11 protein-coding genes are annotated in these 12,481 nt (G+C 49.6%); 8 read left to right on the top strand and 3 right to left on the bottom strand.

The window, feature by feature from the left end; all coding sequences use genetic code 11:
• The first annotated feature begins 267 nt into the window (after positions 1-267).
• Positions 268-999: a response regulator gene (locus OGY72_RS20170; RefSeq protein WP_148362561.1), complete on the top strand. Its 732-nt coding sequence runs from the start codon at positions 268-270 to the stop codon at positions 997-999.
• A 154-nt stretch (positions 1,000-1,153) separates the two neighbouring features.
• Here the strand turns inward: OGY72_RS20170 and OGY72_RS20165 are convergent, their stop codons facing one another.
• Genes OGY72_RS20165 through OGY72_RS20155 form a run of 3 tightly spaced genes read right to left on the bottom strand, consistent with a single transcriptional unit; the run spans position 1,154 to position 3,713 of the window.
• Positions 1,154-2,158, bottom strand: a complete 1,005-nt coding sequence (locus OGY72_RS20165; protein WP_148362560.1) for a carbohydrate kinase family protein — start codon at positions 2,156-2,158, stop codon at positions 1,154-1,156.
• Positions 2,155-3,015, bottom strand: coding sequence for a ketose 1,6-bisphosphate aldolase (locus OGY72_RS20160; protein WP_126319506.1), 861 nt, complete (start codon positions 3,013-3,015; stop codon positions 2,155-2,157). Before OGY72_RS20160 ends, OGY72_RS20165 begins: the two co-directional genes overlap by 4 nt.
• A gap of 14 nt (positions 3,016-3,029) precedes the next feature.
• Positions 3,030-3,713, bottom strand: coding sequence for a D-lyxose/D-mannose isomerase (locus OGY72_RS20155; protein ID WP_286549064.1), 684 nt, complete (start codon positions 3,711-3,713; stop codon positions 3,030-3,032).
• A gap of 514 nt (positions 3,714-4,227) precedes the next feature.
• Between OGY72_RS20155 and OGY72_RS20150 the strand changes: the two genes are divergently transcribed.
• From OGY72_RS20150 to OGY72_RS20120, 7 genes are all read left to right on the top strand, one after another.
• Positions 4,228-6,801: a type VI secretion system Vgr family protein gene (locus OGY72_RS20150; RefSeq protein WP_286549061.1), complete on the top strand. Its 2,574-nt coding sequence runs from the start codon at positions 4,228-4,230 to the stop codon at positions 6,799-6,801.
• Positions 6,794-8,890, top strand: coding sequence for a T6SS effector phospholipase Tle3 domain-containing protein (locus OGY72_RS20145; RefSeq protein WP_286549059.1), 2,097 nt, complete (start codon positions 6,794-6,796; stop codon positions 8,888-8,890). Before OGY72_RS20150 ends, OGY72_RS20145 begins: the two co-directional genes overlap by 8 nt.
• 9 nt (positions 8,891-8,899) lie before the next feature.
• Entirely contained in the window at positions 8,900-9,679 is a 780-nt protein-coding gene (locus OGY72_RS20140; RefSeq protein WP_286549057.1) for a T6SS immunity protein Tli3 family protein, read from the top strand.
• A gap of 46 nt (positions 9,680-9,725) precedes the next feature.
• Positions 9,726-10,499: a T6SS immunity protein Tli3 family protein gene (locus tag OGY72_RS20135; protein ID WP_286549054.1), complete on the top strand. Its 774-nt coding sequence runs from the start codon at positions 9,726-9,728 to the stop codon at positions 10,497-10,499.
• Between the two features lie 46 nt (positions 10,500-10,545).
• On the top strand, positions 10,546-11,325 hold the full coding sequence (locus OGY72_RS20130; RefSeq protein ID WP_286549051.1) for a T6SS immunity protein Tli3 family protein: 780 nt from the start codon (positions 10,546-10,548) through the stop codon (positions 11,323-11,325).
• 1 nt (position 11,326) lies between these two features.
• Entirely contained in the window at positions 11,327-11,587 is a 261-nt protein-coding gene (locus tag OGY72_RS20125) for a PAAR domain-containing protein (RefSeq protein ID WP_003826683.1), read from the top strand.
• Positions 11,588-11,823: 236 nt separating this feature from the next.
• Positions 11,824-12,481 (top strand): IS1-like element IS1A family transposase gene (locus tag OGY72_RS20120; protein WP_249362192.1). Its coding sequence is split into 2 segments (ribosomal slippage), with 659 coding nucleotides annotated over them: positions 11,824-12,073 and positions 12,073-12,481; the frame shifts between segments, so codons are not numbered across the junction. This gene is flagged as partial in the annotation.

Here is a 12,481-nt window from a genome sequence, read left to right as displayed (position 1 = left end):
AATCGCGCATACGCGCTTGTCGTTTTTGTTATGCATCTTTTATGCCATGTTTTTATCAGGGGCATTAGTCGATATTACGGGCGAATTTTGCGCAAAACTCTGACGAAAAGCAGGCTGTCGTCATATTTGACGTGACGAATCTCCAATACGTGACGGCCCGGCAGTGTGACCGAGGTTATGTTTCCCGCACATCCTTGTGCCTTATCGCTGTCACTCTGTGCAGAATCAATCACACTCATTTAAGTTGGCCAGAAATGGGGAAAAACAATGAAGCCAGCCATACTGGTTGTGGATGATGACATCGCTGTCTGCACGCTTTTACAGGATGTGCTGAGCGAACACGTCTTTACGGTGACCGCCTGTCACACCGGGCAGGAGGCGCTGCGCTGCATTGAGACTCAGCTGGATATCGCTCTGGTATTACTGGATATGATGTTGCCCGATATTAACGGCCTGATGGTGCTACAACAGGTGCAGAAGTTGAGGCCCGGATTACCGGTGGTGATGCTGACTGGGCTTGGCAGCGAGTCGGATGTGGTTGTCGGGCTGGAAATGGGGGCTGACGACTATATCGGTAAGCCGTTCAATGCGCGGGTGCTGGTAGCTCGGGTAAAGGCGGTGCTCAGACGCGTTGGCGTGTTAACGGCAGAAAGCGGCGGTCCGCAAACCACGGGGCTTTCTTTCAATGGCTGGCATCTCGATACCGCCGGTTGCCAGCTGCATAATCCCCAGCAGTTGAAGGTGGAGTTGACGCAGGGGGAATACAGCCTGCTGTTGGCGCTGGCCCAAAATGCCCGCCGGGTGCTGAGTCGGGAACAACTGCTGGAGCTGACGCGCAGCGACAGCGTTGAGGTGTTTGACCGCACTATTGACGTGTTAATCATGCGGCTGCGGCGAAAAATAGAGAACAACCCGCACCAGCCAATGTTGATCAAAACCCTGCGCGGGCTGGGTTATGTGTTTGCCGCCGACGTGCAACATCACGATAAGGCGGCGTGATCGTGTGCAGTTGCCGGATGCGGCGTAAACGCCTTATCCGGCCTACAAAAGCGATAACGACCCCGTAGGCCTGATACGGTCGTAGGCCTGGTAAGCGCAGCGCATCAGGCATATTTCCGGACGATGCGAACGTAGGCCTGATAAGCGCAGCGCATCAGGCGTCAGCCATTTCTGCTTTCAACTCTGCCAGCGTCTTCGCACCGTCTATCGCATTCGCGCATAGCAAACTTGCCCGCGCACAGGCGTGTGCCAGCCTGACGCTGTCCGTCAGTGACCAGCGCTCATGACAGCCATACAAAAATCCAGCGCAAAACGCATCTCCCGCCCCGACGCTGCCAACGATCTCCTCCTGCGCCAGGTACTGCGACGGGATCCAGACGCCCGGCACATCCGGCGCTTCACCCCAGGCACCTTCCGGACAATGAATAACCACCCGCTGGCGCACGCCTGCATTCAATAATTCGCGTGCGGCGGTGGCGATGTGCGCAATATGCAGTTCGCCGTTGGGCTGGCGGATCTCCAGCCCGCTGAACTCCCCGGCTTCCAGCTCGTTAATCACCAGATAGTCTAGATGGCGCAGGGCTGGCATCACCAGCGGTTGATAGCGCGGGTCGCCCTTGCGTGAGACCAGATCCAGCGACGTTTCAAAGCCGTTGTCGCGCATTTGCGCCAGCAGCCGTGCGCTACGCGTCCCGTACTCCTCATCCGGCATGTCCAGACTGTCGAGCAGCAGCAGATAACCCAGATGGAAGATTTTCATCGAGGTATCCAGTTGCTCAAACGCGGGCAGATCGAGTAGCCGATTGGCACCCGGTGAGTGGAAAAAGGTGCGCTGGCCGCTGGGATCGGTCATCACCTGCGACATCGACGTGGGGGCGAATGTGGTGCGCTGCACGTGTTGGCGATTAACGTGATACTGCTCCAGCATCGCCATGATGTAGTCGCCGTCGCTGTCCTGACCGATTAACCCCACCGCCTGCAACGGTAGTCCAGTGTGCATTTTTGCCAGCGTCAGCAGCACATTAAGCGGCGCACCGCCCGTGGCGCGTTCGCTACGGGTGATTTCCGCCAGCCAGCCACGTTCCGGCCACTGCACAATTTGATGTACATGATCGACCAGCATGTTGCCTGCGGCGATAACGCCTTTGCGTTCCATCAGACCCGTCCCGCGCTGCCAAAAATGCGCATCTGTTCCGAAACGGTATCGGTAATGGCCTCTTCAATGCCGAGCAGCAGTTCGGCGAATTCGTCGTACAGCGGCTGGCGATTTGCCATCCGTGTTTCTACCGCCGACAGCGCCGCCTGCGACATGCCGGTATAGAAGTTGATTTTGTGAATGCCGAGTCCAATCGCGCGCTTGAAATCGTCGTCGCTGATGCCGGAGCCGCCGTGCAGTACCAGCGGGATTGCCGCTTGCTGGCGAATGGCATCCAGACGCGGGAAGTCGAGCAGCGGTTCGCCTTTATATTTGCCGTGGGCATTGCCAATGGCGACCGCCAGCGCGTCAATCCCGGTTCTGTCGACGAAATCACGCGCCATCATCGGGTCGGTAAACAGCGACTCGTCGGCATGGCCGTACAGCGCGCCGCCCTCATCACCACCCACCGCGCCCAGTTCGGCTTCCACCGATACGCCGACGGCATGGCACATCTTCACCACTTCGCGGGTCTGGCGGATATTTTCTTCATACTCCAGCGTGGAGCCATCGAACATCACTGAACTGAACCCTAAGCGTAGTGCCCGAACCACCGACTCAAAGTGCAGGCCGTGGTCAAGGTTCAATACCACCGGAATGTCATGCCGCGCGGCTTCGAATTTGACCGCTTCGACCAGAGAATCCAGCGAGATATATTTAAAGTGCACCTCGGCGATGTTGATGATAAACGGCGAACGTTCCTGCTTTGCCGCGGCAAACAGCGCGCGCAGGAAGTGGGAGTCCAGAACGTTAAACGCCCCTAAGGCATAGCGATGCTCACGGGCATGGGCAAGGCCATCAGCGAGAGATATCAACGGCATAATGCGCTCCTTGGTTAGCGGAACAGGCGATATTCGTTACACAGCACCAGCTGCGCAGGTTCGTCTTCTTCAATGTCGTTATAGCGGGCGATCGGTTGCAAAAAGTGGTTATCGTGGTCGTCGTCATTAACAGACGAAACCTCGCCGACCAGCACGTCGCCAAAACATTTTTCCGCCCAGAAGCTGTGATACAGGCCCGGTGGCAGGCAGATGCTTTCACCCGGCGTCAGGCGCAACTGACTGCCTGCCGCATGGGTTTGCCGACAGCCGTCAATCACCACGCTCACGTCTGTCTCCTCCGTTTGTTCCCGGATCCCCGCATTCCACAGTTCCACAATTAAATTACCGCCGCCGCGATTGATAATGTCTTCGCGCTTGCGCCAGTGAAAATGCATCGGCGTGACCTGTGCATCGCGAACATGCATGATTTTCTCGGCGTAGCATTTTTCATAAGGCATACCTTTCGGCGAGCCATTACGCAGGGTGAACAGTGTTAACCCTTGCGCGGCAAAATTGTTGCCGCCAAACGCGGTGACATCCCAACCGAGCTTAAGGTCGAACACTTCGCTCCAGGCTGTGGCATCAAGCTTGCGCCATTGGGTCGGGGGGAAGCTGGCAAAAGGGGGGAGGTGCACGTCGTGCTGAGAGAAAAACTGGCGCGTGTGGCCAAGGATCTCGTTTATTGCGGAGCGTTTCATTGATTCTCCTGTGGCTGATAAGATGACCTTTATGCGGCCCTCTCTCAAGGGGAGAGGGAGAAAACCAAAATCTTTCCTGGTGAACACATGGGCATAATCCAGTTACCTCTCCCCTCACAGCAGAATAGGGAATAGTTATATTTTATTGTGTTTTTTTATGGAAGGATGTGATTTATTCAATAAAAAAATAAATAAAAAGAATATTTCTATAAATATTATTGCAAATCATTGGCTTAATGCTTTGTTTTTTTAGTTGCCCCTCAGTTTTTGGAACCATTTGGATGTGACTGCTTGATTTTTGCCTCGCGGTGAAAAACGAATGCGGCGTTATATAAATCGTTTTGTTAAAAAATTATTTCATTGAATCTAAAATCGCGCCAGTTAATCGTTTATTTATATGCCAGGATTATATTACGTGTTTGACTAATAATAATTAATTTACTTTCCAGATTTTTTCAGTAAAAAAACAACCTTTTTTTATTATTGTTGATATGCTGACTGGACTTTATTTCTTATGTATTACTTTCTTTTGGTAAGGGATGCGATAATGAAAAAAGGATCAGGGTTCTATAATCTGGAAGGTATAGTTTCAGAGGAGAGTATTAATAAGTATTTATTCTCCGTAAGGGGCGAGAGTAAGTTAGGGTTGCTGGATGTTGAAACAATTGAAGGTCATGAAAAGTTAAGTAAACCATACAGTTATAAAATTACATTCACATCAAAACAAAAAAGCATCCCTCCTGACTCACTTCTTAACATTGAAGGCTCGCTGAAAATCAGAGCACCTAATCATAGCTGGAATAAATATATTCAAGGTTCTGAGATGTGGCTATATGAACGGCAAATTGAAGGCGTCATTACGTCATTTTCGCTTATTAGTACATCAGCGGATGAATCACTGTATGAAATCAGGCTGGAGCATAAGCTGGCATTACTCTCACGACGCAAGCGTTCGGCTATTTACCTGAACATAAATGTGCCGAAACTGGTCACGCAGATCCTCAAAGAACATGCTTTTGCCGATTATGAAATCGACTTTGATAATCTTGTTTGTATCTATCCCAACCGGGAAATGATCGTCCAGTGGGAGGAGTCGGATTTAGCGTTTATCAGCCGCATCCTGTCAGAAGTTGGGATCTGGTTCAGGATCGCAAATCATCATGCTGTTTCGCACATTATGGTGGTTATCTTCAGTGATTCACAATGCCAGTACATTTTTGATCAAAAGATTATGCACTCATCCCACGCAGGGCTGACATCAAATGATTATTCGATCGATCAGCTGGTATCAAAGCACAATGTTGTCTCGGCAGACGTTAGGGCGAAGAACTTTGATTACAGGCTGGCAAACTCGCTGATGCTAAATGCTGACGCCGATGTGTCTGCGGAAAGGGCTACGACATATGGCACAGAGTATCGCTATGCGGATATCCATCATCAGCCGGGATCGCAATTTGCCGAGGTGCAGCCAGGTGAATCCAGCTGGTTCTATGCCAAACTGCATCACGAAATTATTCTTAATAATCAGTCCATTTTAAACGGTGTGACCACCAGTCCGTCGATCGTGCCGGGGATGGTGCTGGAAATCGACGGTACCATTCCACATGCTTTCGCCTCTGGATTTGTGGTAACGGCAATGCGGGTGACGGGGAGGCGCGATGCAGCGCTCCAGTCCCGGCTTATCGGTATTCCCTACAGCCAGAACGTTTGTTTTCGACCTCAGCCGCTACCCCGGCCACGTATTGCAGGTACTGTTCCCGCGATCGTTTCATCACCAATAGACAATGACCAATATGCTCATATCGATGTGCAGGGTCGCTATTGGGTGAAGTTTGATTTTGACCTCGACCAGCACAGGCAAGGTTATGAAAGCATGCCCGTTCGTCTGGCGCGGGTTTATGCCGGTGATACTTATGGTCATCACTTTCCGTTAATCCAGGGCACAGAGGTCGCCATTGCGTTTGAAGGCGGCGATCCGGAAAGACCTTTTATTGCGCACGCCCTGCATCATGCTCCAAAGCCTGATCCCGTTACCAGTCGCAACAATACCCGCAACGTCATCCGTACTGCGGGTCTGAATAAGCTGCGGATGGAGGATCGGCGCGGGCAGGAACACGTCAAACTGAGTACCGAGTACGGCAAAACGCAATTGAACATGGGCCATCTGGTTGATGCTGGCGGTAAACCGCGCGGCGAAGGCGCAGAACTGCGCACCGATGACCGCGCGGTCCTGAGGGCGGCAAAGGGGATATTACTCACGACCGAGGCGCAACCAAAAGCCCAGGGCAAGCAGCTTGATATGAGCGCAGTGGTTCAGCAGCTTCAGGACGCGCTTACGCTGGCAACGTCACTTCAGCAGAGCGCGCTGACGGCGCAGGCGTTAAATGTCGAATTGGGGCCGCAGCAGCAGCTTAACGCTGCGCTTGAACAGCTTACCCGTTCGGGACTGGTGGCCTACGCCGATCACGGTATGGCCCTGCTGACACCACAAACGATGGCATTATCAGCAGACAAAGATTTGTCGCTAAACGCCGCCAGCAACGGCAGTTTTAACGTCTTTAAAAAACTCTCAATGGCCGTTGGACAGGGCCTGTCACTTTTCAGCAGAGCTATCGGAATCAAAATCATCGCCGCAAAAGATGATATTTCCGTCCAGGCGCAGCGCGGCGAAATTGGCCTGCTTTCTGATAAGCATTTTCATATTCAGAGTATGAACGGCAACGTAACCATCAGCGCCAGGAAGAATATCCAGCTTTTGTGCGGTGGTGGCGGTATCAGAATAAATGAAGACGGCTCTGTAAAAATATTCTCTCCCGCAAAAGTGCAGTTGAAAGGCACCTCTCTTGACTGGAGCGGACCGGAGTCGGCGAAAGATAAAACCCCTGTCTTTCAGGAGGAGCAGTTTCATCGCCGTATTAAATTACATGGCTCTGGCAACCCGGACGATGTTCTGAAAAAGACAAAATTCAGACTGACTAAGGCATCAGGCGAAACCATTGAAGGCGCCACAGACGATGAAGGAATGACGCCGTTATTGGATATGACTGAAATGGACGAAATGAAAATGGAGATTTTGCCAAATGAGTAACAGTCCCTTTAATCCGCGGGTGGTGGCGACCGGTGTACAGGGCGTGCCTAAATCAACGGGCGGAAAAATGGCTGTCTGCGACGTGCCCGTTAAGTATCCCATGCCCTGTATTGTGATCCTTGTGCACGGTGTCAACGATGTTGGCGAGGCCTATCAGAATCAGGAGCAGGGGATCATTGCCGGCCTGAATGAACGTCTGGGCCGCACGGATATGTATCCGCATGAATGGCATCAGTACAAAATGGATATGGGCGATGGCGAGCAGCAGCAGGTGAAAATGCCCGGACGCAGCCCGGTCATTCCATTTTATTGGGGATATAAACCTGTCGATCATGCGACGTATATAGAAGACCAGCGGCGTTATCGCGAAGAACGGGCAAAATCAGGAGACGCCGCAAAACTGCCTTACAACGCCTATCAGGAAGATGACAACACAAAGCTGGAAAAGCTGGGGCATATTCCCCAAACCACCTTGAAATATCAGAATGATAATTTTGGCAACGTGCTGGATGATGTGTACGCCAAAGGCGGGGGTACCTTTGCCAATGCGACAACTACTATTCCGGATATGTTAGGCCCTGGTTCCGGCGGCCCTGCGAACGCTACGGCAGGATTTGCTTCATTTCATCTGAATGCTGGGGATTTTACGCACCCTATTTATGATAACCCGCACCGTATTTATCAGTTTTTTGCCGCGCAGCGGCTGGCTGATTTAATCCTGATGATTCGAAAAAATAAACCTACTGAAAACGACCCAATTAATATCATTGCGCACTCCCAGGGAACGATAATTACCATGCTGGCCAATATGCTGGTCAAAGCAGCAGGTGCCGATCCTGCCGATTGTGTGATCCTGAATCACTCTCCCTACGCACTGGAAAAAACGGCTGCTGAAGGTATGACGCCCGGACATCATCAAACGGATCGCGCCCGACAGCAGACGTTCCGCAATTTCTGCCAGTTGATGGCGACCAACGCCAGATATGGCAAGGGGGAATATCACACGCAGGCTGAGATCGATGAATTAGAAGGCGCGCTGTGCCTGAGTAAAACCAATTCTCAATGGCGCAAGAATAAACTCTATACGCGTAATAACTTTGGCAAGGTATATAACTATTTTTGCCCCAATGACAGTGTAGTTTCATTACTTAACGTCCAGGGGTTGGGCTGGCGGGGAGTCCCCCACGACATAGCCAGCGGCATAAATAATCTGCGCCAGCGGGTTTTCTGCGAAAATGGTCCTGAAATAGGCGGCAGCCCACTGAGCGTGCCTTTTGAAATGCCGGCGTTAAAAAAGGGTTGTTTTGATCAGGATACGCTGGCGACCAGACAATATACATTTGCGGATGTTGTTGTGAATGGTGAGCAGCTCCCCGTCACCTTCAGACACCAGTTACAGGGTGCGGGAAGTCAGTATAAATATTCGATAGCGCCGGGTTCACCCGATCAGGACATCTCATTTTCTGCAAAAGCCACGGTTATTGCGCGCACTGAAACCGACATCAGAACGCTGAGCGGGGCAGGTTTTGATTCTTTACAGCCGGGCCATGAATTAACGCCCACTGAACTTACGATGTTCTCCAAAAAATATGGTAAGCCTTATACCAAAGGCGTTGTTCTGGGCGGGGGATACAATAAGACCGTTCAGTTGATTTATGAAAAAACGCCGGATGAGCTGCAAAAAGAATGGCTGCAATCAGAGCAGGTTGGTTACAGCCAGCACTCTTCTATTGTTATGTCGAAAGATGCCCCCGTAAAAGCGATGGCCTTCGATCTGGCGGTGGGGATATGCGGGGCATTCGATCACCGCTGCGGAGAATTCTGGACCGAGCTACTCCTGCGCGGGGACTGGCGTATGAAGCGTAATGGTCTTCAGGAAGCAGTTGAATATTATAAATCAGGAGAGCTAAACGACAGGAAAACAAAAATATATATGAATAAACCAGATGATATTTTACCGACAGGAGCGTTTGGCGTGGTTAACGAATATTGCCATTCAACAACGGTTAAACCTGCCAGACATAATGAAATATATAATACCGAGACACCCAATCTGCAATGGGATATGCCCAAAATACTTAACGTTTAAGGATGAATTATGATAATGGGAAATGTGGTAAGAGTAATCGTCGTAGCAATTTCACTATGTGTTATCTCTGGCTGTACAAAAAAAATACCCTCACAGGTTATTTATCGTTATGACGATAATCGTTATCTGGAGTTAAAAGGCTATTATTGTGAGGGAGCACTTTGGTATCATGACATTAGAAAAGATATTCATAAAGAGATATATGATGGAGTGTTTGCTTCCTTCAGGATATTCTCTGGGATATATATCCATCCATCGGATAAATACATCTTTATTCCTGAATGGGAACCCGGTGCATATACAATATCTAAAGACTATGGACAAACGTGGCAGGTCGCAACGTATATGTCCCCATCTCAGGGGCAAGAGAAAAATTCTGATGGGAATATGGTAGATAGACCTGAAGGAAAAGAAATAAAAAGGGTGGTGGTGGTCAACAATCAGGCATTTATTACCACGGCGAAGGGGCATTTATATCTGAGTTCATACCCTTTTGACGACCCGCGTCTGGCGCCGGGTGGTCCAGGTATAGACTATCAATACTTTGATGACACCTATTATCTCTACAGACCTGGCAAGCATAAATCCGGTGGCGAGTATGTGAATGCCCACATCAGACCTGAATCTCCAGGATATGCGTGGGGTATGGTTATTTTTATGAAACAAGGACTGGATAATCTTGTTGAGTCAGAAAAAGCGAATTATCAAAATCTGCCGGACAAAGAACCGGAGGTGGTGGGCTATAAGGGCTGGACCCGGATGTACTGCGATATGGATGCAGGGAAATAATCTGCAATGGGATATGCCCAAACCGCTTAACGTTTAAGGATGAATTATGAATAAGGGAAGTGCGTTAAAAATAATAATCGGAACTATTTCGCTATGTGCTATCGCTGGCTGTACAAAAAAAATACCATCACAGGTAATTTACCGGTTTGATGATAATCGCTACCTGGAGTTGATCGGTTATGATTGTGAAGGATATGTTGTTTACCATGACATAAAAAGAAAGATCCACAAATCAATTTATGGCAATCCAATCTATAGGGTTTTCTCGGGTGAGTTTATCCATCCCTCAGAACAGTACATACTTGTGCCTGAGTGGGAGCCAGGGGCATATAAAATATCTAAAGATTACGGACAAACATGGCAGGTCGCAAAATATATGGCTCCTTTCCCGGCACTGGAGAGAAACTCAGATGGTGTTATGCGCGACAGACCGGAAGGAAAAGAAATAAAAAGAGTGGTGGTGGTCAATAACCAGGCGTTTATTTCCACAGCCCAGGACCATTTGTATATGAGTTCATATCCCTTTGACGACCCGCGTCTGGCGCCGGGTGGTCCAGGTATAGATTATCAATACTTTGATGACACCTATTATCTCTACAGACCTGGCAAGCATAAATCCGGTGGCAAGTATGTGGACGGCCATACCAGTCCTGAGTTTCCAGGGCGCGCCTGGGGAACGGTGGTATTTATGAAAGCATCCTTAGCCAATTTAACGGAAGGTTATAAGGCCAACTATCAAAACCTGCCGGACAAAGAACCGGAAGTGGTGGGCTATAAGGGCTGGACCCGGATGCACTGCGATATGGATGCAGGGAAATAATCTGCAATGGGATATGCCAAAACCGCTTAACGTTTAAGGATGAATTATGAAACCAGGAATTACGATAAGAGTATTAATCGGCGCAGTTTCACTATGCGCTATCACTGCCTGTACAAAAAAAATACCATCACAAGTTATTTATCGCTATGATGATAATCGGTATCTTGAACTAAAGGGCTTCGATTGCGAAGGTGCACTTTGGTATCATGATAACAGGAGGAATATACATAAGGAATTAGTAAATGGCGTTTATTCAACGTATCAGATCTTTTCCGGAGTATATATTCACCCGTCAGATAAGTATATTCTGATACCGCGATGGGAGCCAGATGCTTACAAGATATCTAAAGATTACGGTCAAACGTGGCAGGTCGCAATATATATGGCTTCTTTCCCGGCGCTGGAGAGAAACTCAGACGGTATTATGCGCGACTATCCTGAAGGAAAAGAAATAAAAAGAGTGGTGGTGGTTAATAATCAGGCATTTATTTCCACTGCACAAGGACATTTGTATATGAGCTCATACCCTTTTGACGACCCGCGTCTGGCGCCGGGTGGTCCGGGTATAGATTATCAATACTTTGATGACACCTATTATCTCTACAGGCCAGGCAAGCATAAATCCGGTGGCGAGTATGTGAACGGCCATACCAGTCCTGAGTTTCCAGGTGCTGCGTGGGGAACGGTGGTATTTATGAAAGAATCCTTAGCCCATTTAACGGAAGGTTATAAGGCTAACTATCAAAACCTGCCGGACAAAGAACCGGAGGTGGTGGGCTATAAGGGCTGGACCCGGATGCACTGCGATATGGATACAGGGAAATAATATGAAAGGTGTAATCAGGCTAAACGATCCGCTGGAAAATGGCGGATATGTCAATAAAGCTTCTGGTAGCAAGTTTATGGGAATTCCTGTCGCTTTACAGGGGGATACTGTGGTTTGTATTCTGCACAAAGGTACCTTCCCAATACTTGATTTTGAGCCAACCTGGACAATGGACGGCAAAGGCGTCGTTGTGGATGGCTGTAGGGCCGCATGTGGTTGTGCAATTAAAACCACACTGCCAACGGCGGGGACAAGCAAATGAGGAAATGGAAGATACCAAACAAGAATCCCTATCAGGAACCAGAAAAATTCCCGCTTAATATTATGCTGATCATTAGCTGTGCTATATTTCTGTTTTTTATAACGTACAATATATTCAGCTGGTTGCAGGACAAGAAAGTTCCTGATGATCTGATATGGAATGCAATAGGTATCCCGTCGCTGGTGATGCTGCCAACTTACTGATTTAGTGTATGATGGTGTTTTTGAGGTGCTCCAGTGGCTTCTGTTTCTATCAGCTGTCCCTCCTGTTCAGCTACTGACGGGGTGGTGCGTAACGGCAAAAGCACTGCCGGACATCAGCGCTATCTCTGCTCTCACTGCCGTAAAACATGGCAACTGCAGTTCACTTACACCGCTTCTCAACCCGGTACGCACCAGAAAATCATTGATATGGCCATGAATGGCGTTGGATGCCGGGCAACCGCCCGCATTATGGGCGTTGGCCTCAACACGATTTTACGTCACTTAAAAAACTCAGGCCGCAGTCGGTAACCTCGCGCATACAGCCGGGCAGTGACGTCATCGTCTGCGCGGAAATGGACGAACAGTGGGGCTATGTCGGGGCTAAATCGCGCCAGCGCTGGCTGTTTTACGCGTATGACAGGCTCCGGAAGACGGTTGTTGCGCACGTATTCGGTGAACGCACTATGGCGACGCTGGGGCGTCTTATGAGCCTGCTGTCACCCTTTGACGTGGTGATATGGATGACGGATGGCTGGCCGCTGTATGAATCCCGCCTGAAGGGAAAGCTGCACGTAATCAGCAAGCGATATACGCAGCGAATTGAGCGGCATAACCTGAATCTGAGGCAGCACCTGGCACGGCTGGGACGGAAGTCGCTGTCGTTCTCAAAATCGGTGGAGCTGCATGACAA

Source organism: Citrobacter sp. Cpo221, assembly GCF_030332345.1.
GTDB lineage: Bacteria > Pseudomonadota > Gammaproteobacteria > Enterobacterales > Enterobacteriaceae > Citrobacter > Citrobacter portucalensis.
This window is presented reverse-complemented; position numbering and strand designations above follow the sequence as displayed.